Source organism: Rubritalea spongiae (assembly GCF_042652385.1).
Classification (GTDB): Bacteria; Verrucomicrobiota; Verrucomicrobiia; order Verrucomicrobiales; family Akkermansiaceae; genus Rubritalea; species Rubritalea spongiae.
The window spans coordinates 297,741-320,138 of record NZ_JBHSJM010000001.1 but is presented as its reverse complement, the minus strand read 5'-3'; the positions used below and the strand labels follow the sequence as shown (position 1 = coordinate 320,138).

17 protein-coding genes are annotated in these 22,398 nt (G+C 47.3%); 7 read left to right on the top strand and 10 right to left on the bottom strand.

Features of this window, described 5'->3' with window-relative positions:
- Nucleotides 1-124: 124 nt before the first annotated feature.
- The 6 genes from ACFPK9_RS01690 to ACFPK9_RS01665 form a co-directional block, all read right to left on the bottom strand.
- A complete protein-coding gene (locus ACFPK9_RS01690) occupies nt 125-1,378 on the bottom strand; it encodes an aspartate aminotransferase family protein (protein WP_377092797.1) in 1,254 nt (417 codons plus the stop codon).
- 135 nt (nt 1,379-1,513) lie between these two features.
- Nucleotides 1,514-2,272, bottom strand: coding sequence for an Hsp33 family molecular chaperone HslO (locus tag ACFPK9_RS01685; protein WP_377092795.1), 759 nt, complete (start codon nt 2,270-2,272; stop codon nt 1,514-1,516).
- Between the two features lie 277 nt (nt 2,273-2,549).
- The gene (locus ACFPK9_RS01680) at nt 2,550-2,906 is read right to left on the bottom strand and encodes an Hsp20/alpha crystallin family protein (protein ID WP_377092794.1); all 357 of its coding nucleotides are present in this window, start codon (nt 2,904-2,906) and stop codon (nt 2,550-2,552) included.
- A gap of 25 nt (nt 2,907-2,931) precedes the next feature.
- On the bottom strand, nt 2,932-3,303 hold the full coding sequence (locus ACFPK9_RS01675; protein ID WP_377092792.1) for an Hsp20/alpha crystallin family protein: 372 nt from the start codon (nt 3,301-3,303) through the stop codon (nt 2,932-2,934).
- Nucleotides 3,304-3,593: 290 nt separating this feature from the next.
- Entirely contained in the window at nt 3,594-4,781 is a 1,188-nt protein-coding gene (locus ACFPK9_RS01670) for a peptidase M42 (RefSeq protein WP_377092791.1), read from the bottom strand.
- 69 nt (nt 4,782-4,850) lie between these two features.
- Nucleotides 4,851-6,050 carry a bifunctional 3,4-dihydroxy-2-butanone-4-phosphate synthase/GTP cyclohydrolase II gene (locus ACFPK9_RS01665; RefSeq protein ID WP_377092790.1) on the bottom strand — a complete coding sequence of 400 codons (1,200 nt, stop codon included), beginning with the start codon at nt 6,048-6,050 and terminating at the stop codon, nt 4,851-4,853.
- A gap of 149 nt (nt 6,051-6,199) precedes the next feature.
- Here ACFPK9_RS01665 and uvrB point away from each other — a divergent pair, with 149 nt between their 5' ends.
- Nucleotides 6,200-8,356: an excinuclease ABC subunit UvrB gene (gene uvrB, locus ACFPK9_RS01660; RefSeq protein WP_377092789.1), complete on the top strand. Its 2,157-nt coding sequence runs from the start codon at nt 6,200-6,202 to the stop codon at nt 8,354-8,356.
- A gap of 104 nt (nt 8,357-8,460) precedes the next feature.
- Here the strand turns inward: uvrB and nirD are convergent, their stop codons facing one another.
- The 4 genes from nirD to ACFPK9_RS01640 form a co-directional block, all read right to left on the bottom strand.
- Entirely contained in the window at nt 8,461-8,802 is a 342-nt protein-coding gene (gene nirD, locus ACFPK9_RS01655) for a nitrite reductase small subunit NirD (protein ID WP_377092787.1), read from the bottom strand.
- A 21-nt stretch (nt 8,803-8,823) separates the two neighbouring features.
- On the bottom strand, nt 8,824-11,355 hold the full coding sequence (nirB, locus tag ACFPK9_RS01650; RefSeq protein WP_377092785.1) for a nitrite reductase large subunit NirB: 2,532 nt from the start codon (nt 11,353-11,355) through the stop codon (nt 8,824-8,826).
- 128 nt (nt 11,356-11,483) lie between these two features.
- Nucleotides 11,484-12,728, bottom strand: a complete 1,245-nt coding sequence (locus ACFPK9_RS01645) for a hypothetical protein (protein ID WP_377092784.1) — start codon at nt 12,726-12,728, stop codon at nt 11,484-11,486.
- 188 nt (nt 12,729-12,916) lie between these two features.
- Nucleotides 12,917-13,855, bottom strand: a complete 939-nt coding sequence (locus tag ACFPK9_RS01640) for a LysR family transcriptional regulator (RefSeq protein ID WP_377092782.1) — start codon at nt 13,853-13,855, stop codon at nt 12,917-12,919.
- Between the two features lie 237 nt (nt 13,856-14,092).
- Between ACFPK9_RS01640 and ACFPK9_RS01635 the strand changes: the two genes are divergently transcribed.
- The 6 genes from ACFPK9_RS01635 (at nt 14,093) to ACFPK9_RS01610 (ending at nt 22,325) form a co-directional block, all read left to right on the top strand.
- On the top strand, nt 14,093-15,403 hold the full coding sequence (locus tag ACFPK9_RS01635; protein WP_377096528.1) for a CmpA/NrtA family ABC transporter substrate-binding protein: 1,311 nt from the start codon (nt 14,093-14,095) through the stop codon (nt 15,401-15,403).
- Nucleotides 15,404-15,570: 167 nt separating this feature from the next.
- Nucleotides 15,571-17,190 (top strand): ABC transporter permease, encoded by a 1,620-nt coding sequence (locus tag ACFPK9_RS01630; RefSeq protein WP_377092781.1) that lies wholly within the window; start codon nt 15,571-15,573, stop codon nt 17,188-17,190.
- A 21-nt stretch (nt 17,191-17,211) separates the two neighbouring features.
- Entirely contained in the window at nt 17,212-18,114 is a 903-nt protein-coding gene (locus tag ACFPK9_RS01625; protein ID WP_377092780.1) for an ABC transporter ATP-binding protein, read from the top strand.
- A 1-nt stretch (nt 18,115) separates the two neighbouring features.
- Nucleotides 18,116-19,003 carry an ABC transporter ATP-binding protein gene (locus tag ACFPK9_RS01620; RefSeq protein ID WP_377092779.1) on the top strand — a complete coding sequence of 296 codons (888 nt, stop codon included), beginning with the start codon at nt 18,116-18,118 and terminating at the stop codon, nt 19,001-19,003.
- An 89-nt stretch (nt 19,004-19,092) separates the two neighbouring features.
- A complete protein-coding gene (locus ACFPK9_RS01615) occupies nt 19,093-20,571 on the top strand; it encodes a NarK family nitrate/nitrite MFS transporter (protein ID WP_377092778.1) in 1,479 nt (492 codons plus the stop codon).
- Nucleotides 20,572-20,579: 8 nt separating this feature from the next.
- Complete coding sequence (locus ACFPK9_RS01610) at nt 20,580-22,325, top strand: bifunctional protein-serine/threonine kinase/phosphatase (RefSeq protein ID WP_377092776.1); 1,746 nt, start codon at nt 20,580-20,582, stop codon at nt 22,323-22,325.
- The last annotated feature ends 73 nt before the right edge of the window (nt 22,326-22,398 follow it).

Genomic DNA, 22,398 nt, shown 5'->3' with positions numbered 1-22,398 from the left:
ATCTGCTAGAAATGCAAGCCGAGGGCGTCACGAGCAATAGGTTTCGGCTTTAATCTAAAAAACGCCTCGAGCAGATGGTGCTGCTGAGGCGCTTGGGTGATTTGAATATTATAAACTAGAGAAGTTACGCGGTGAGCTCGTCGAGGGCTTGTTTGAGGAGGTCGAGAGCTTGGGCGACTTCGGCTTCGGTGACGTTGAGGGCGGGGAGCCACCTGAGGGTCTCGGCACCGGCTGGGACGGTGAGGAGGCCTTTTTCGGTCAGCTTGAGCACGAGGGCTAGGGCGGGGGTGACGCCTTCGGCTGTGGTCATGGTATCTGCGTTAAGGGCGAAGCCTAACATCAGGCCTTTGCCCCTGAATTCAGCGATTGCTGGGTGGTTCCACTCGGCGACGGCCTCTTTGATTTGTTGTTCTCTGGCGAGGACGTTGTCGTTGAGCTTGGAGTTTTTGATTTCTGCTAGGACGGCGAGTGAGGCTGCGCAGCCGAGTGGATTACCGCCATAGGTGGAGCCGTGCGTCCTAGGGCCGAGTTGGCTGCTGAGTGTGACGCCATTTGAAATTTCTCTATCGCTGACCCAGAAGGCACCGATGGGGAATCCTCCGCCCATGCCTTTTGCCCATGAGATTGCATCTGGCTTCACATTGGGGGCAATAGCTCTCCATGCCATGTCGTGACCGAGTCTGCCGAAGCCGGCTTGGACTTCGTCGAGCATGAGAAGCAAGTCGTGGTCGATACAGAGGGCTTGTAGCCCATTGAGGAATTCTTTAGTTGCAGCAAAGATCCCACCTTCTCCCTGGATGGGTTCGAGTAAAATAGCGGCAGTTTTGTCTGTGATCTGAGCTTTGACTGAATCGAGGTCATTGTAGATCGCGTAGTTGATTCCCGGAAGAATCGGGGCGAAGCCGTTTTGAATAGAGTCTTGTCCTGTGGCAGTGAGTGTTCCCATGGTTCTGCCGTGGAAGGAATTTCTGAAGGTGATGACTTCGTGTCTCGGTGTGCCGTTGGACGCTGGCTTGGCATTGCCAAATTTTCTCGCGAGTTTGATGAGACCTTCATTGGCTTCTGCGCCTGAGTTGGAGAAGAAGACTTTGCCAGGTGTTTGGACGAAGTCTTCGACGATGGTTTTGGCGAGCTCGGCTTGTTGTGGAATCTCGTATAGATTCGAGCAATGCATGAGCTTGGCTGCTTGGTCTTGAATGGCGGAAACAAGTTTTGGGTGGCAATGGCCAATCGAGCAAACTGCGATTCCGGTACAGAAATCGAGATACTTTTTGCCTTGGTCATCCCAGAGGTAGGAGCCTTTAGCTTTTTCAGGAACGATGGGGAATCTTCCATAAGTAGGAAGTACGTATTGAGTGAATGTGTCGTGTGTAGACATTTTTAAATAGAAAGTTGAGTAATTGAAAAGTGGAGCAGTTAGATTGGTTTCTAACATCTATCCGATACGTAGCAAGCCACTCAGGCTAAAAACTGAATGTTGCCAATTTCAAATAACACTGAGCAGGACTCTGTGTTAGAGCATATCAGGGGTGATGATATGCTTGCCGCCACAGCGGGGGCAGGTGATCTCGAGTGCGTCGTCGTCTTGAAAGAGTTCTTCAGGTTTGTCTTTGTATTGAGCAAGCGAAGGAAGGAACTTTTCTGGGGAACAACCACAGTGGAAGCGAAACTTTCGTGTTTCTAGTACTTTGGTTTGTTCCACGTCCATGATCTTTTCGACGTCTTTGTCGCTGAGGTTTTCAAGCCATTCGAGGTCGCAGTCTGGTTGAGCAGCGATGAGCACGAAGTTTTCATCGGGGAGACGGAAGGCGCGCGCAGGGCGTTGTTCACTTTGAGCGTAATAGCTTTCAATCCAGTGTTTAGGATCGTTGTCCTCGAGCTCGATGGTGGATCGTCGGGCTTCCTTGCCTTCGACCACAGTCTGGCTGTAGAGCAGATTGCGGTCGGCTTCTCTCACACCTTCGGTAAAAAGGTGGCCAGTGATACTTTCGTGAATCGAGTTTCCAGTGACGAAAAAATTCACACGTGGTGCGCGTAGATTGACAGTCCAGGCAATGGTTTCAGCCCACGGGCGTGCGACGAGGTGGAGTGTCAGGAATGCGAGTTGCTCCTTGAGAATGGTGTCGAGCTGTTCCTTATGGCGCAGTTTGGAATCCATGAGATGGATGTAGTAGTCGGTGTAAACCGGCGCAAATTGACCACGTACCATCAGCGCGTTGCGTTCGCGGATGAAAATCGATTCTACTTTTGTGAAATCTTCTACGGTGTCCATGGATTCGTTTCTATTAAGTTATGAGCAAAGTGTTCAAAGGATGGCACTTCACTGTGTAAGGTGGGTCTACTGATGTGTCATTTACACATGCGAGGGGGGGGAGCGCTTTTTAGCGCGCGAGTGACAAGTGGCAACTCATTTTAGCTTTTATGAAAAAGAAAAACTCCCACACCCCCGAGAGGGCATGGGAGACCTACTATCTACACAATGAAAATGATATGTTGAAATTGAGTGGGTGTCGCTTAGGCCATGTGGGCAAATTGCTTCACCACACGACCTAGTCAGCGATGTTGATTTTTTTAGGCAAGCTGTCCTCTCGTTTAAGGATGCTGACTTTAAGAACGCCTTTATTGAGCTGTGCGCTGGTGGTGGCAAGATCGAGATCGCTGTGGACGTTGAGCGCGAGCTCATAGTTGCTTGGGCGCTCTACTTGGTTCAGCAAACTCCACGATTCTTCTTGAGCGTTCTCACGCTTGGCAACGATTTTGAGTTGTTGCTTTTCAGAAGTGATGGATACGGCTTCTTTTGCCACACCAGGTAAATCAATGTGGATATGTACTCCTTCGTCGTGGGTGATGGTGCTGTATTTAGGGGCTTGGGTGTATCCTTTGGAAATTTCAGCTGTGTTTGTCATGGTAAATGGTCTTTCTATCTTGGTGTTATTGAATCTCGATAGTTTTCACGCTTTCTTCCTGCTCTTCTTTTTTAGGAAGGGTGATATCGAGTACGCCGAGTTCTAGCTTGGCCGTGATGCTGTCGACGTCGACTTCTTCGCCTAGTGCGTAGCGACGTGAGAGAGCTGGGCGCTGAGGTTCTTGCTCGGCACTTTGCTCGGCTTTTAAGATGAGTGATTTGTCTTCATAATTGAGGCTGATGTCTTCTTTGTCGAAACCTGGAAGGTCGATGCGGATAAGCCAGCCTGAGTCAGTTGAAAAGAGCTGGTGACTTGCTTGTGGACGCAGTGCGCTGTCGAATAAGGTGTTAAATTCGTCAAGCAGGCTGCGTGTGGTATTGGGTGAAAATGTTCTCATAGTATTTTTCTTTTTGTTATGGTTGTATCCATAATTGCAGCTTGTGTGCCAATGGGTGTTTTTTATGTATATTTACTTTACTATAAGTGTTTAGAAGTGTTTTTTGCAACATTGAGAATGTGGTGAAATCACTCAACATTTGGATATATTGACTCACTGTGAGTCATTTTGACGTGAAGTTTTGTCACACACTGCTCCAATGGATATTACAGCTGTTGCTGGTGAGTTGCGGGAAACAAAAAAGGGCGCCGAGATGGCACCCTTTTGAAAAGATGTGTTTAAAAACTGCTTTAGAGTGTTTTAGCTTGATCGAGTCTTGGATGACCGTTTTTGAGGTCGTCACGGTTGAGGCCTTTACCTTTATTCATTTTATCCATCGAACGAAGGGTGGCTACCATGCCGTGGATCGCTGCTAGAACGTCACCGGTGTGACCAGTTTCGGAAATGGTGTGCATGTTACGGATTGGGAAGCCGATAGAGGTTGCTGCGCAATCAAAGCCAGCGAGGGCAGCTGCCATGGCGTCGGTTCCTGTGTCACGACCAGCGAAGTCCATTTGGTAAGGGATACCTTCTTTCATGCATGCCTCTTCAATGATGGTGTTGAGGTGTTCACTGGTGACGGCTCCTTTAGTAATGGTGAAACCTTTACTCATGGCGAGTGAGTTCATGCGTTTTGAACCAATTCCTGGGGCTGCATCGTAGTCATGGTTGACATCTGAACCGATCAGGATGTCTGGATGCATTTCGCCTGCGATGGCAGTGGCACCGAAGCGACCAATTTCTTCGTGGGTTGCGATGGTGTAGAGAACGCGGATATTTTTCAGAGCTGATTTCGCAAGAATCTTTGCGATTTCAGTCACCACGAAACAGCCGAGCCCATTGTCGAGATAGGCGCCATAGAATGAGTTTTCTGAGAAACCTTTCTTGATAGGGCGCTTGAGTATAATCGGGTCACCGGCGCGAATGCCGAGTTCTTCGATTTTCTTTTTTGGATCCTCGCCATACATTTGTAGTTCGAGGTAAATCATCTCTGGCTTCAAACCTTTTTGGCCGGTGCGCTGTGATGGTTCGGAGAAGTGAATGGCGCCGAGAGCTTCGATGGTGCCTCCTTCGATGCTGCGGTATTCGCTCGGTTGTTTTGGGTTCTGGCAGAAGAGAGTGACTTCGTGGCCAATCAAGGTGCAGGGGAGGAATGAGTCGGAGTTGACCCAGATTTTTCCATCGGAATCGATCTTGCGGACCTGAAGACGAATCTTATCAGCGTGGCCGATGATCATTACGCTGGTCATGTCATCGCAGCCCGGATGGGTGTCGACGACGAGGCCTGCATTTCCTTTAAATTGGTGGATTGCCCAGTCTTTTGGAATGAATTTCTCAAAGGCTGGCTTGAGAATGCCGTAGGACATCGAGGCTTCGAGTCCGATGGGTGATGGGGCGGCGAGGACTTCACGCATGAAGTCGAACTGGGATTTTGGCATGGGTTTCTCCCACGCTGGTTTGGCTTTTTTAGGCACGGTTCAGTTAATCGATTTTAGTTAAATGAAAAATTAAAGCATGTGGTCCATGCGGTCTTTTTTAGTTTGGAGATACTTTTCGTTGTGCTCGTTTGAGCATTGGCGAATAGGAAGTTGCTCGACGATTTCGAGTCCATAGCCTTGGAGTCCGACCATTTTTTTGGGGTTGTTCGTAAGAAGACGAATTTGGCGTACGCCGAGGTCGTGAAGAATTTGTGCACCCATGCCGTAATCGCGAAGGTCTGCGCCGTATCCGAGTTTCTCGTTGGCTTCGACGGTATCGTAACCTTGCTCTTGAAGTTTGTAGGCATGGATTTTTGCGGGAAGTCCGATGCCGCGACCTTCTTGGCGAAGGTAGAGCAGGACACCGCCTTCATTAGAAATGTGTTCGAGCGCTTGGTGGAGCTGCCCACCGCAATCGCAGCGACGCGACATGAATACGTCGCCAGTAAGGCACTCAGAGTGAACGCGAACTATGACTGGCTTAGAAGAATCAATTTCACCTTTAACGAGCGCTAAGTGGTGTGAGTCGTCGGTATCGATTTCGTAGAGGTGGCAATCAAATTCACCGAAGTCGGTTGGCAGCTTAATAACCTCGGTGCAGTGAACTAGCTTCTCTGATTTACGGCGATATTCGACAAGCTGAGCAATGGTGCAGGCTTTGAGCCCATGTTGCTGCTGGTATTCACCAAGGTTGCCAACGCGTGCCATGTCACCATCTTCGTTCATGATTTCACAGATGACACCGGCTGGTTCTAGTCCAGCGAGGCGCGCGAGGTCGACTGCGGCTTCGGTATGACCGGTTCTGCGGAGAACTCCACCTTTGACAGCAGCCAATGGGAAAACGTGACCTGGCTTGACCAGCATTTCAGGAGTGCTGTTAGGATCAGCTAGGATTTTTAGAGCTGCAGCTCGATCAGCGGCGGAGATGCCGGTGGTGATGCCTTGAGCTGCATCGACAGAAACGGTGAATGCAGTTTTAAGTGCTTCGGTGTTGCGTCGACTCATTTGAGGGAGATCGAGTTGTTCCGCTTGATCTTCAGAAATTGGTGCGCAGATGAGGCCGCGACCGTGAGTCGCCATGAACGCGACTACTTCTTTTGTGACTAGCGAACCAGCGCAAATGAGGTCGGCCTCATTTTCACGGGTTGGGTCATCGGCACAGATAATGATCTTACCAGCGGCGATGTCTTCGATAATTTCTTCGATAGGACTGAAAGTGAGTGCGCTCATACTTTTGATAGGGAAACCATTGGGCAGGTAGTTGGAAAAAGAAAGTGATTTAAAACAAAAATCGTCGTTTCAGAGTGAAGGCGATGGGGATTGTTTTTCTTCATAGGCAGGATTGCCGATTCTAAGAACTGCGTTAGTCTGGTGGGGAGATGTTTGATTTAGCCAGTGATTATACGCCGCAAGGTGATCAGCAGCAAGCAATTGATAAAATGGTCAAATCCTTGCGCGCTGGGAATAGGCATCAGTCAGTGCTCGGGGTGACTGGTTCGGGAAAGACATTTACGATGGCGAACATCATCAAAGAGGTGGGTAAGCCGACTTTGATCATGAGTCATAACAAGACCTTGGCGGCTCAGCTTTACTCGGAGTTCAAAACCTTTTTCCCCAACAATGCGGTTGAGTACTTCGTGTCTTACTTCGATTACTATCAACCTGAGGCCTACATTCCGGCATCGGATACTTATATCGAAAAAGACTCGGCGGTGAATGACGAGATCGAGCGGCTGCGCTTGAGCACGATGGGGAGCTTGCTGACGCGTGATGATGTGATCGTGATCGCATCGGTGAGTTGCATTTACGGTTTGGGGTCGCCAGACGACTATAAGGAAATGATGCTGACGATTCAGGAAGGCATGGAGCTTGGACGTGATGCTTTTTTGGAAAAGTTAGTGGAACTTTTATTCGAACGCAATGACGTGGCATTTCAGCGTGGTCATTTTAGAGTGAGGGGCGATGTGGTGGAGGTGCGGCCAGCCTATTTAGAGGACACGGCGATTCGTGTGGAATTTTTTGGCGATGAGGTTGATCGTATTTCTGAAGTCGATGCGACGAGTGGCAAGAAGCGTTGTTCGATGCCACATTATCTTTTTTATCCAGCGAAGCAATTCGTGACTTCTAGTCCGAAGCTGAAGAAGGCGATTCAAGAGATTCGCAAGGAAATGAAGGCAACGGTCGAGGCGTTTGAAGCGGAGGGGAAATTGATCGAAGCGCAACGTATTCGCATGCGAACCGAGTATGACATCGAGATGATGCAGGAGATGGGGTTCTGCCAAGGAATTGAGAATTACTCACGTCACATTACTGGCAGGGAAAAGGGTGCTAGGCCTTATACTTTATTGGATTTCTTCCCCGAAGATTATTTGTTGTTAGTCGATGAGAGTCACGCGACGATTCCGCAAGTGGGAGGAATGTTTGAGGGTGATAAGAGCCGTAAGACAGTGTTGGTGAATCATGGGTTTAGGTTGCCGAGTGCACTCGATAACCGTCCGCTTCGTTTTAATGAATTCATGGAAATGACGGCACAGCGGGTTTATATTTCAGCGACACCTGGCCCATTTGAAATGATGAATTCGCGCCCAGAGAATAAGACGTATGTACCTTGGAAACGGGGTGAACTGTCGGCGAATCAAGCGATTAAGATGCTGCGCAAGCAAGTTTCACCGAGCCCATCTAGTGAAACGGTTGAGGAGTTTGATGTGGGGACGCGTGGGGCGAGTTTGATCGCCGAACAGATTATTCGTCCGACTGGTTTGTTGGATCCGGTTCTAACTATTTTACCCTTGGAGGGGCAGATTGATAAAACGATCGAGCTATGCCACGACAGGGTGAAGAAACATGAGCGGGTGTTAGTGACAACGCTTACTAAGAAGACGGCAGAGGATCTGGCTGATTACTTGGAAAAGGTCGGGTTGAAGGCGCGTTACCTACATGCCGATATTGATGCGATTGAACGGGTGGAAATTTTGCGAGCCTTGCGGGCAGCTGAGTTTGATGTGTTGATCGGGATCAACTTATTGCGGGAAGGCTTGGATCTACCTGAGGTGTCTTTGGTGTGCATTTTAGATGCAGATAAAGAAGGCTTTTTGCGCAATGAGACGAGTTTGGTGCAGACGGCAGGGAGGGCTGCGCGTCACGTGAATGGCGAGTGCGTCTTGTTCTGTGACAAGGTTACGGACTCGATACAGCAATTGTTAGATATCACGAAGTACAGAAGAGAAATTCAGATTTCCTATAATAAGGAGCATGGGATTACTCCTAAGAGTGTAATACGCGCCGTGCAGAAAAGCCTGCAAGAGCACTATGCTGTGGAGAAAGAAAGTAAGAATCTCAATCAGGCCATGGTTGCTGAAGATGAGATGACGTACAATGTTTTGGAACTAATTGCTGAGTTACAGGAAGAGATGCGTGAAGCTGCTGGGAAGTTAGAGTTTGAACGCGCTGCGCATCTGAGGGATCAGATTGAACAGCTACAGAAAAAGCAGCAAGCGAGTGCTCCCGTGAAAAAGGTTAATTACAGGGATATTTAGAGCGAAATCTTGGAGATAATCATTCATCAAGCTTTATAAACAAAAAATCGCCTAGCAGCTGACGCTACTAGACGAATCTTTAGGCAAACAGGGAAAATTCGAAGTTAGGCTGGAGTTCCAACAAGGAGCTCACCTTCTTCCTCCCTAATAGGGTAGGTGTCTAATTTATAGGCGCTATCAGTAAGGCATTCGCCGGAGATTAATGAATAGCGGTACTTGTGAAGTGGGCAGATGACTATTGGCTCACCATCTGCATCACCAGTAAGTCCACGTGAAAGCACCATTCTTTGGTTTTGTGGGTTGAAATTCTGTACTGCATACCATTTTTGTTCGGTAGGTATGTTAAAGATGGCGATTTGCGTACCATTAACTTTTACACAACTTCCTAGATGTTCAGGAAAGTTAGAAGTGGGTCCAATTTTTGTCCATGTGAGTTCTTGAATCATAATTTGGTAGTGTTGTTGGGTTTATGCGTTAGCGAGTTCGTCGGATTCTTTTTCGTCAGACTCATTGAGGCGAGCTGGGCAGATCTGACCACGGAGGTCTACAAATTGGACAGTTTCATCGACATCGTCTGAGTTCTGGAAGTGCTTGAAGCGCTTCATCTTCTCAGGATCGTTTATGGCGTTTTTCCATTCACATTCGTAGGTGTCGATGAGGTGAGCCATTTGAGCTTCGAGCTCATCACAGATGCCGAGTGAGTCATTGATGACTACATCTTGGAGGTGTTCGAGACCTCCTTCGAGTTTGGTCATCCAGGTGGAAGTACGCTCGAGTCTGTCCGCTGTTTTTATGTAGTACATGAGGAATCGGTCGATGTACTTGATGAGTGTTTCGCGATCGAGATCGGTCGCGAAGAGGTCTGCGTGACGTGGTGTGATACCACCATTGCCGCAGACGTAAAGATTCCAGCCTTTTTCTGTAGCAATGATACCAAAATCCTTAGACCGAGCTTCAGCGCATTCACGGGTACAACCAGAAACTGCTGACTTCAGCTTATGCGGAGAACGGATGCCGCGGTAACGTTTTTCTATATCGATAGCGAGGGTGGTGGAGTCTTGAACACCGAAACGGCACCATGTAGAGCCAACACAGGATTTCACTGTACGAAGAGCTTTGCCGTAGGCGTGTCCAGATTCGAAACCAGCATCGATAAGGTCTTTCCAGATGGCTGGAAGTTGGTGAGCGCGAGCTCCCAAAAGATCAATACGCTGACCACCTGTGAGTTTCATGTAAAGATTGTACTTCTTGGCAACTTCACCAATCACGATGAGACCATCAGGGGTGATTTCACCACCTGGGATACGGGGGATGACAGAGTAGGTGCCGTCCTGCTGGATGTTTGCTAGAAAGGCATCGTTAGTGTCTTGAAGGTGAGCATTGGTTAGAATTGGATCATTCCAGCAAGAGGCGAAAATGGATGCAGCCGCAGGTTTACAAATTTCGCAGCCCATACCTTTACCGTGCTTGGCCAGAAGCTCATTAAAATTCTGGATGCCGGTTGCACGGACAATTTGATACATGTCTTGGCGTGACATTTCAAAGTGCTCACAGAGGTGGTCATTCACTTCGGCTCCCATCTCCTTCATCTTGGATTTAAATAGGTCGGTCATCAGCGGCACACAGCCACCACAACCGGTGCCAGCCTTCGTGCAGGCTTTTATTTCTCCGACAGATGTACAGCCATCTTCAATTGCGTTGCAGATTTGCCCCTTGGTGACAGCTTCACAGGAGCAGATTTGTGCAGAATCAGGAAGGTCACCCACGCCGACACCTACTGGTTCACCATCGGAAGCTGGTAGGATGAGTTGCATCGGGTCACCCTTGATGTCCATGTCATTCATGTACATCTGATGGAGGGAACCATAGGCGCTGGCGTCACCTACGAGGATGCCGCCGAGAAGTTTCTTCCCATCGTTAGAGACGACGAGCTTTTTAAAGAGTTTGTTGTGGGTGTCGTTAATAACAATTTCACGAGCATCTGAGCCTTCTGGGATTTCAATTGCGCCGAAGCTAGCAACATCGGTTCCGATGAGCTTGAGCTTAGTGGACATATCTGCGCCAGTGAAGGTAGCTTCAGTACCCATGAGAAGATCGCTGACTGCGTCGGCCATTTGGTAACCTGGAGCAACGAGGCCGTAGATCATGCCTTCGTAGAGGGCACATTCGCCAATGGCAAAAATGTTTGGATCACTAGTAAGTAGGTAGCTGTCGACTTCGATACCACCACGTGGACCGACGGTGATGCCTGCATCACGAGCGAGTTCGTCACGTGGACGGATACCTGCGGAGACGATGATCATGTCGACATTGAGTTCAGAACCATCGGCAAATTCCATTCCTTTGACGGAGTCATCACCTGCGACATTTGAAGTTGATTTTGATAGGTGAACCTTAATGCCACGGTCTTCGATGATATCTTTCAGAAGAACACCAGCTGCTTCGTCGAGCTGTCTCGGCATAAGGCGTGGAGCAAACTCCACGACGTGAGTGCGAAGGCCGAGGTCTTGCGCTGCTTTAGCTGCTTCTAGACCTAGAAGGCCACCACCGATGACGGCGCAGGTTTTTGCATTTGCCGCGTATTCCTTCATGGAATCTAGATCTTCGATAGTACGGTAGACGAAGACGCCTTTCTTTTCGATACCTGGAACTGGTGGCACAAAAGGAGCGGATCCTGTGGCCATGACGAGTTTGTCGTATTCAACGACTTTACCCGAAGAGGTGATGACGCGTTTCGCGTCTTTGTCGATTTGAGTAACTTTATCTCCGATGTGAAGTTCAACACCATTTTCTTCGTACCACTCGAAATGAGTCATGCTGAGGTCTTCGGCAGTCTTGCCTGCAAAATACTCGGACAAGTGAACGCGATCGTATGCTGGGCGAGGTTCCTCACAGAATGTGACGATTTGAAATTTTTTATCGACGTCTTTTTCGACAAGGCGTTCACAGAATTTGTAACCAACCATGCCGTTACCAACGACTACTATTCTCTCTTTCATAACTATTGCTAAAATGATTTATTGCTGCCCAGTACTCAGCATGTCGCGTGCCACAAAAACACCCAGCCAATGAATGGGATTCATCAACTGGGTGAATTGTGTTTGAATAATTAAACTACGAAGAGTTTTTAGAAGCTGTAATTCAGCTCTACAGAGAACTGAGCGACATCTTCATTGAAGCGAGCAAAGTCGGATCCGCCATCTGCAAAGTAGTATGCGTATTTAGCAATTGCTTTGAAGTCTTCAGCGAAGCTTTTCACGGCAACTGCGTCGAGTTCGAAGCCGTAAAATTGATCCATTTCATCGTCCCACATACCGTGAGCAAAGCCTTTAAGAGCAATGCCGCCTGGGATCTTAGTTCCTACAGAAGCATAAAAGTCGGTGAGGCCGTTCCATTGAGCTCCTGTTGCGGTCAAGCCCAATCGATCGTTGATGAAGACATCTGCAAATCCGTTAAAGGCATGAACTGTAGCGAGTGGGGTTACGAAGCTTTCGCCAAGGCGTTCAACTCCGAAGTTGTAGCTTATACTGTTTACCTCGCTGCCGTAGAAGACATGGTAGTAGACGGATTCATAGTCATCTTGTTCGCCAGCTTCTGTTTGGTAGGCGAATTCCGTGTGGAGTTTGCCACCGTTAAGGCCAAAATCAAAGAATCCACCATAGGTATTGTTGCTAGCGCGAGCGAATTGCTGCTCGGCAAAGTCCATGAGATACACATAACCGTGTAGGGAGTGTTCCCCGAAGTTATATGCGCCATTAAGTAAGTGTGCGTCACCTTCTAAAGCTTTGACGGCATCTTGAGCGTCTGTGCCAAAAATGCGGTTCACTCTATTAGAGTAAGCATACTTGAGAGTGAAGTCATCATTGCCATACATCAGGTGTGCTGCGTCGAGCGTTTGTTCATTTTGGCGCCAACCGACATTACCGATAAATGCGGCATTATCATAGATGAGGCGCTGACGACCGACTCGAGCGAGCGCACCGTGTCCTTTGTATTGGCCGTATAGTTGATTGAGTTCGTTGTTTTCTGGGTCCCCAATGGCGGTATTGTTTGCTTCATAAGGGGAGAAGTTGGCGGATTGCGGGGTGCCTACTTGGTAATCGTCTATGAATGCGAGTGTGTGCTCAGTTTCGACAAAACCAGCAAAGCCTTCTGCTTTACCAAGGTAGAATCCTGGGCGAATGCGGAATGTGCCGGCCCAAGAGTTTTCGCTATTTGGGCCGCCGCCTACGTTGCGTTGCTCAATGCGAGCTCGCGCATCAACTGAGAATTTAAACCAATCTTCTTTGGGTTGTTCAACGACTGGGACTTCACCTGCAAAGACTGCTGTTTGTGTGAGCGCCAATAATGGCAACAATGTATTTTTATTCATATCGACAGGGAGATCAGCAGTGGATGTGCCAAGATGTTAGGGTGGGGAGTTAGTAGAAATAATTTGTCATATTAATGAGATTCATTATTAGTGTTATATTGAATTCACATTAGGATCGTTCATTATACTAAAAAAGCTCCACTTATAACAAGCGGAGCTTCTTAAATATTCGGAGAATTGCTTTAAGATTAAGCTCCGATTTCTTCTAGCTTCTTTCCAGTATGAATTGCCTGATCCATTTGATCGCGGCAGAGGCCGATAAATTCTTCCTCAGGAAGTGAGAATGTTTTTCCGCTATTGGAGAATACTCCCCAATTGCGTCGCGGAGGAGGGGAGGAGATGGTGTGGGCTATGAGTTCACCTTTTTCGAATTCTTTTTTAGCAACCCACGGGGGAATGATGCCAACTCCGAGACCGATTTTGGTCATTTCTTTAATAGCTTCCATATTTCCGAGCGAGAGTGGGTGGCGGTATTTTACTACGTTTTCACTAAAATGTTTCGTGATCAGGCGCATGGTTTCACTTTCTGCGCCATAGGCGATAAGTCGAACGTCGGTGAGGGAGCCGCCTCGGTTGGTTTGACGTTGCACCCAGTCGTGATCTGGTGAGGTGACAAAGCAGAGGGTGTCTTCGGTGAGTGGGGTGAAGATGAAGTTGTTGTCGCTTGGAGCTAGGTGAATACCTATAGCGAGATCTAGTTGTCCGTGGGCAAGCTTCTTTTGCATAGCCATAGTGTCGCCGAGGTCGACAGTGACTTCACATTTTGGGTGCTTTTTAGCAAACTCTCTGAGGACGGCAGGGAGGATGTATTGGCAGATTGTATCAGAGGCACCTACACGTATAGAGGAATAGCCCCAATGCTTTAGTGTTTCAATTTTAGTGAGTGAAGATTCCAGTTCAGCAATCACACGTTTGGCGTGATGGAGAAAAACTTCTCCGTATGGGGTAAGTGTGATGCGTTTTCCCATGCGCTCGATAAGGCTGCAGTCGAGTTGCTTTTCTAGTGACTTTATAGAGTGGGATACCGCTGACTGTGTAATAAAGTTCTTGTTAGCCGCTGCAGTGAATGACCTCGTCTCCTCAAGAGCGATGAAGATCTTGAGCTGTCTGATTTCAGGTAAGTTCATGGGTGTGTGAAATAAAATGTGGAGTTCTAGATGGTGGCCTAGTGAGCTCTTATATGGCTTAGAAAGCAGAATGCGTACCATTCGAGTGAATGAATCGCATTCATTTTTTTGATGTATCCTGAATCATTGTGGGAGCTTGGTTTGGCACGGGTAGTGCTGAGTGGCAGATGTTCCAAAATTATGAAAACGAACCCGTTCATTAAAAAAATTAGTACGCTTGTGAGTATCGCAGGCGTGATGGTAGTACCTGTAGTTTATGCCGAGCAACTCGATGTAGAAAAAGACTCACTGAAGTTTGGTTTTATCAAGCTGACTGACTGTGCTCCTATTGTTATAGCGAAGGAGAAAGGTTTTTTTGACGATGAGGGACTACAAGTAGATGTAGTGGCTCAGCCAAACTGGAAAACTTTGTTAGATAATGTGATTTCAGGTGATCTAGATGGTGCTCATATGTTGTCAGGTCAACCGATTGCAGCGACAATTGGTTTTGGCACCAAGGCGCACATCGTCACATCCTTCACCATGGATCTCAATGGTAATGGTATTACCGTTTCCAATAACATCTGGTCTCAGATGCAGGAAAATGATCCTAAGTTAGACTCAGACACACCGCCGCATCCTATTACAGCGGATTCTTTAAAGCCGATTGTGGTGGAAAAGTTAGATGAAGGTGAAAAGTTACAAATGGGTATGGTGTTCCCAACATCTACTCACAACTATGAGTTACGCTACTGGCTTGCTGCGGCAGATATTCATCCAGGGATGTATACCAAGTCCGATGTGGGAGGACGCACCGATGCTCAAGTTGAGTTATCAGTAACACCACCACCGATGATGCCGGCCACGCTCGAATCAGGCAATATTCAAGGCTACTGTGTCGGTGAACCCTGGAATCAGCAAGCTGTTGCAAAGGGGATTGGTGTTCCTGTGACAACGAATTACGATATCTGGAAAAATAACCCAGAGAAGGTGTTTGGCGTTTCGAAAGCATGGGCTGATGAGAATCCAAAGACGAACATCGCGGTTACTAAGGCTTTGATTCGTGCTGGTAAATGGCTCGATGCAACAGATGAAAGTGGCAAACTCGTGAATCGCGAAGAAGCTGCACGTATTCTTTCTCGTTCGAACTACGTGGGTGCTGATTACGATGTTATCAAGAACTCAATGACTGGTTACTTCTTCTTTCAGAAGACTGACAAGCGTGAGATGCCAGATTTCAATGTGTTCTATAAAGAGTTTGCAACCTATCCATGGTATTCTGATGGTATTTGGTTTCTTACCCAGATGCGTCGCTGGGGGCAAATTTCAGAACCTAAGTCAAAAGATTGGTATTTCGAAACAGCGAAGAGCGTTTACATGCCAAGTGTTTACCTAGAGGCGGCCAAGATGTTGGTTGAAGAGGGTAATATCGATAAATCTGAGATTCCTTGGGATACTGATGGGTTTAAGGCGCCAACGACCGACTTTATTGATGGAATTGAGTACAATGGTAAAGAGCCAATCAAGTATCTCAATAGTCACAAGATAGGTAATAAAGATTCAGAGTGATCATATAAACTGTATTCATAGTGTAATATTAAGGCTACCCAGAAGTGGGTAGCCTTTTTACTTTATTATTAGATGTAGCAGTGGAGTTCACTGGAAAGATGAATGCATCTAATGATCAATGGTCTAGCGACTGCTGAGAGTGTACCAAGATTATTTCTACGTATGATATGAAATTCCTAAAACAATTAAAATACACACTTCTCAAAGCTATCGATCTTAGCGGTCTTACTTTTTTAGCTCCTATAGTGAGGCTTTGCTATGGTGAAGAACCTAAAGTCCAAATGCAGAAGATTGGGCAATGGATTCTTATACCGCTTGCAGCAGTGCTCGCCTTCCTTTTCCTCTGGCATATCACCTCAGGGGGGATTCAGACCAAATCTGGCACTTTGCCCAACCCGGCGCAAACCTGGATTGGATACAACGCTATTGATAAGCAAGCTGAGCGTGAAAACCTTAAGATGAAAGCCTATGAGCTCACTGGTGAAGAGCGAGAGACAATGCTTCAGCAAGCGCGAGCGCAGCTTGTAGAAGTTGAAAAGCGCGTTATCACTTCTAATCAAGCGGTCGATGAGGCTAAGGCGGCTGTTACTGAAAAGACGAAGAAGTTGATCGATCCACTCGATGCTGAATACGATGCCAAGAAAGCTGAGTATAAGGCGGCTGCAAATGCGCGCAAAGAAGCTCTGATCGCGAAAGCTGATACTTTAACTCAAGGTAATCAAGCTGCGTATACAGCTTACCTCGAGGAGGTGAAGGCTGCGGAAGAGCAATATGAATCTGAAAAAGAGCACTTAAGTGTTCTGAAGAAGGAAATTAGCAAGATTCGCGACCTGAAGTCTCCAAAAGTAGCTGATGCATTGCTTGCTCAGACACTCGCGGCAGAAGAGGCGCAATTTCTTAAGAAGCAGATCGAGTTGCTCAGTGATCGCAATAAGGCAATTGAGATTGAAGAGGCGAGTGGTAAAATTAGTGAGAGCAATACCGAGTTTCTCACGCTTTCAGGTAAGGAGGCGTATGATAAAGCGCGCTCGATCGCTAAAGCTGAGTCACGATTGAAAAAGGCTGAAGAATCAGAGTATGCGAAACCTGCAACGATTTGGTATCAGGTAAAGCGTTCCATTTTCTGCGTGTTTACAGGGTTCATTATCGGCACAGCAATTGCAGTTCCTATCGGAATTCTCTGTGGTCTCAACTCGACCTTCATGGCGGCAATGACTCCCTTCATTGCGATTTTCAAGCCGGTATCACCGATCGTGTGGCTTCCAATCGCTTTAATCATTGTTTCAGGCCTCATTCCTGATCCAGACAACAATCCACTGATGGAATTCCTTTGGGATTTGCCGATCATTGGTGAGTATAAAATTAACCCAGCATTTATTGCGTCCGCGGTAACTGTAGCACTCTGTTCACTATGGGCGACTTTAGCAAACACGGCGCTTGGAGTGGCTTCGATTGATAAAGATCATATGAATGTGGCTCGCGTACTCAAGCTTGGCTTCTTCGCACGCCTCTTTAAGATCGTTATTCCATCTGCGCTTCCATTAATCTTCGCAGGTCTGCGCATTTCACTTGGTGTCGGCTGGATGGTGTTGATTGCTGCAGAACTTCTCTCATCCTCAGAAGGTATCGGTAAGTTTGTTTGGGATCAGTTCAATAATGGTGCTTCTGATTCGCTCGCTAAGATGATGGTGGTGGTATTCCTCGTCGGAATCATTGGACTCATTCTCGACCGAATCATGATCGTCTTCCAACGAATGGTCACATTCGACGGGGCAGTAAGCGTTTAAATTTCTACCTCAATTACGATTATGGCAATTTTAGAAATAGATAATGCTTCAGTTAGTTTTGGGCCGCCATCCAACAGGACTGATGTGCTTACGGATCTCAATCTGCAAGTCGAAGAAAATGAGTTTGTGGCTGTCATTGGTTTTTCGGGGGCTGGTAAAAGTACTTTGATGAGTTTGCTGGCAGGTTTGCAAAAACCAACGACAGGTGAGGTGCGGTTCAAGGGTGAGAGTATTAAGGAGCCTGGTCCGGATCTCGGTCTCATGTTCCAAAACTACTCCTTACTGCCTTGGTTGAGCGTGGTTGAAAATGTGAAACTTGCGATCAATGCTGTGGATCCGCGACTCTCCAAGAGTGATCTCGAGGAGCGCGCACGGCACTACGTGAAAATGGTAAAACTCGACCATGCTTTTGATAAAAAGCCGCACGAGTTGTCCGGAGGTATGCGTCAGCGAGCCTCACTTGCGCGCACGCTCTCACTCGATCCAGAAGTGCTCCTTCTCGATGAGCCGCTTTCAGCACTCGATGCTCTGACGCGTTCCGAATTGCAGGATCAGATTCTTAATATTTGGGAGAAAGATAAGAGAACTGTAGTGATGATCACCAATGACGTCGACGAGGCTGTGTTGATGGCTGACCGCATTGTGCCTTTGACCATGGGGCCTGGCGCGACGCTGTCTGAGGAGTTTAAGGTGAATATGGAGCGCCCTCGAGATCGGCACACATTAAATGATCACCCCGAGTTCATGCGTCTCAAGTCTGAGATTACAGCATTTATGATGGGGCTCAACAAGGAGAGCAAGAAGCTCAGTGCTGATATTATTCCTATGCCGAAGGTGACTCCGAAGAGTTTTTCTCCACCTTCACTAGCTCCGACATTCAAACAGAATCCTGTATCTAATAAAAACTCCAACAACGTAGCTTAACATGTCTGAGAATTCAAAATTTGTAGAAATCTCCAATCTCATCAAGGAATACCCGAATCCATATGGGGATCCATTCCGCGTCGTTGAGGATTTTAATCTAAATATCAGAGAGGGGGAGTTTATTTCGCTGATTGGTCACTCTGGCTGTGGTAAATCCACTGTGCTTACAATGTTGGCTGGACTGAATGAGATTTCAGGCGGTGGTATCATTGTTGGAAATAAAGAAATCGACGGGCCAGGCCCTGATCGTTCTGTGGTCTTTCAAGCACCTTGTTTGATGCCGTGGCTGACAGCGTATGGCAATGTAATGTTAGGAGTGAAAAATGTGTACCCTCATGTCGATAAAGCGACACAGAAGCAAATCGTAGAGCATTCGCTTTCGGTTGTAGGTCTTGGTGATTCTATGAAGAAATACCCAAAAGAGCTATCGGGAGGAATGCAGCAACGTGTTGGCATTGCGAGAGCGATCGCTCTGCAGCCAAAAGTCCTCTTGCTCGATGAGCCCTTCGGGAGACTCGATTCATTAACCCGGATGGAGCTTCAAGATGTGATTATCGATATCCTCGAGCGTGAAAAACTGACCGCGATGATTGTGACCCACGATGTCGATGAGGCTGTTTTTATGGCGGATCGCTGCGTTATGATGTCGAATGGGCCTAAGGCTGGGCTCGGTGAGATCTTGGAAATTGATTTCCCTCGTCCGAGGAATCGAGAAGAGATCTTCAGTGATCCTAAATTCTTCGAGTATCGCGAGCATCTTTTGGCTTTTCTTGAGCAACGTTCACACATCAAAGGTGAGACTCGTGTTTTCTCTGGGGAGACTATGGGATTCCGAAATAAAGAGCAGATCCAAGATCTGGCAGATAAAGCCATGGGAGTGGTCGCGTAATTCGAGTACATCAAATCATGAGCGACAATCATGCTATCCATGATTGTCGCTATTTTTTCGCGTAATGTCTTGGCACATGCATTGCTTTCATGACTAGCGTGAACACCAATGATAAGTTAAACGTACTCAATCTAAAGAATCCAAGTATACGTACATTGCACGTCTCTTGGGTGGCATTCTTTATTACTTTTGTCGTCTGGTTTAACCACGCTCCACTTGGCGCGGTCATTTCAGAGGCATTTAATCTCACCAAAGCTCAGTGGAAAGCGCTTCTTATTGTGAACGTGGCGCTGACGATACCTTCCCGAGTCATCGTAGGGATGTTAGTTGATAAACTAGGACCGAGGAAAACATTTTCCACCCTTCTTGTCACTGCGGGCGTGCTTTGTGCCTTATTTGCTTCTGCGCAAACTTATGAGCAATTAGCTCTCGCGCGATTCGCGATGGGCTTCGTCGGTGCAGGTTTTGTGATCGGTATTCGCCTAGTGGGTGAGTGGTTTCCTGCGCGCCAAGTTGGCTTGGCTGAAGGGATTTACGGCGGCTGGGGAAATTTTGGTTCAGCTGCAGCAGCAATGACACTACCTACATTGGTGACTATTTTCGGCGGTGAAAACGGCTGGAGGTACGCTCTTTATTGTACTGCGGTGATAGCTTTCTGCTATGGTATCTTTTTCTATATTGTCGCTCGTGACACGCCAAAAGGTTCCACATATTTCAAGCCAAAAAAGAGTGGTGGTATGGAGGTCAGTACGCCTCGCGATTACTATTTCCTCATTTTAATGACCATTCCAATGTACATCGCGCTAGGAGTTTTAGCGTGGAAGCTGATCTCTGTAGGGTTGTTGACGCAAACGACGGCGAACATCATATACGTAGGTTTGGTTGGACTCTTCGCCTTCCAGGTGAGTCAGATTTATCGAGTCAACAAAACCATGCTCAAGGAGGGTGGAGTGCCAGAGATGTTCCGCTATAAGTTTAAGCAAGTTGCTATTCTTGATCTCAACTACTTTGTGACATTCGGGTCTGAATTAGCGGTCGTATCGATGTTGCCATTCTTTTTCATGGAGACGTTTGATCTCTCTCCAGTAACTGCGGGTTTGCTCGCTTCTGGGTTTGCATTCATGAACTTAGTGGCTCGTCCAGCAGGGGGGCTCATTTCTGATAAGTTTGGACGACGCAAATCGATGATGATTTTCATGGTGGGGCTGGCGATTGGTTACTTCGTGATGAGTCACATCGATAGCACATGGGCAATTCCTCTCGCAGTGATTGCTACTATGTGTTGCTCGTTCTTCGTTCAATCTGGAGAAGGCGCAGTCTTTGCAATGGTGCCACTTGTGCAGCGCCGCATGACTGGGCAAATTGCTGGAATGGCTGGCGCCTACGGGAATGTGGGAGCAGTGGTATTTCTTACGATTTTCTCCTTTGTAGATGCCTCGACCTTCTTCATGATCATCGCAGCATCTAGCTCAATTGGCTTCATCGCAACCTACTTCTTAGATGAGCCTGCCGGTCACACCGCTGAAGTCATGCCAGACGGTTCAGTGGAGTTGATCGAAGTCTCTTAATAACCACTATGATCACTACATTACCCACTGAGCAGACACTTACTGTCTCAGTGGGACAATGCTCCCGTGCGGGAGTAAAAGAGCAAAACGAAGACTGTATCGGAGTACGCATCCCTGATACAGATTCTTTATTTACTAAAGGTATCGCCGCCGTAATCGCGGACGGCGTGAGTGCTGCGAGTGGGGGTAAATTAGCGGCGAAGATGTGCGTGCAGAGTTTTCTTTCTGATTACTACTGCACTCCAGATACCTGGTCAGTGAAGACCTCGGGGCATCGAATCCTTACCGCCTTAAACCGTTGGCTCTACAGTCAAGGACACAGTGAAGGGTTATCTGATGAAAAAGGATATTTATCGACTCACAGTTCGATCATTTTCACCTCAAATACGGCACATATTTTCCATATTGGTGACACTCGAATTTATCGAATTCGAGGAGGTGAGATCGAGCAACTCACCAACGATCATAGCGTTCAAATTTCGAAAGACACTACGTATTTAGGCCGAGCCATGGGCTTAAACTTAAATGCAAAAGTTGATTTCAAGGAATGCAGTATCGAAGTTGGAGATCTTTATTTGCTGAGTTCTGATGGTGTGCACGAGTGGTTGCGCGACAAGCAAATGTTAGAAATGGTTAGTCTGCACGATTCACTTGATTCTGCAGCTAATTCGATTGTCGAATCTGCGCTACTTTCAGGTAGTAATGATAATCTTTCTTGTCAGTTAGTGCGGATTGATAGTTTACCCGAGGCTCATCAAGAGGAGCTAGAGCGCTATCTTCGCGAGCGTCCTTTCCCGCCAATACTCTATCCAGGGATGAGTGTTGATGGGTTAGAGGTGGAGATGGTGATGTTTGAAAGTAGACGTAGCCAAGTCTATCGGGTGCGTGATAGTGTCACTAAGGAGGTGTTCGTGATGAAGACCCCATCGCCCAATTTTCAAGATGATCCACAGTACATTGATCGATTCATCGCAGAGGAATGGATCGGACGAAGAGTGGATCATAAAAATCTCATTAAACTCATTGAGCGAGAAAAGAAACCGACCTTTCTCTATTACTTGATGGAGGAAGTGAAGGGGCAGACCTTAGCTGAATGGATGGATAAGAGCAAAGGTGATGTGGATACTTTGAGGGTGGTTCGCATTGTAGAGCAAATTGTTTCAGGAGTGCGAGCGCTGCATAGAAAAGAAACGATTCACCAGGATTTAAAGCTCGATAATATCATGCTGGCTGAGGGTGATCGACCAGTTGTTATCGATTATGGATCCTGTAAAATCGAAAGCATCCACGGAAAGGGGCAAGGAGTTGAACAGCCGACTGCGCTCGGAACGATCGATTTTTCAGCACCTGAGTACAGGCTTGAAATCGATTCTTCAATCGGTGTGAGGTCTGATCAATTTTCTATCGCCATGATCGCCTATCATTTGTTGACTGGTGGAAAATGCCCTTACGGAGATAAGTGGACAAAGGCGCAGACCTACCAAGACTTTAGTCATTTGGAATACATACCCGCTTATAAGTATCAGCCGATGGTCCCGGTCTGGATCGACGGCGCTTTAAAGCGGGCTTTGAGTATAAATGCCAACTCTCGTTACACCAGTATGAGTGAATTTGTGAGCGACTTAAAAGAGCCAAATCCGCTGTATGTGGAATCTCGTCACATGCCGCTGATGGAACGTAATCCTGAGAAGTTTTGGCAGGCTATTTCTACAGTGCTTTTCATTGCTCTCATTCTTGTTTTGCTTCTTAAATGATGAATATAGATCATCTTTATATTGCGGTTTCATTCATGACCTAGCGGGTGCATGGCACGCATATTGCTTAATT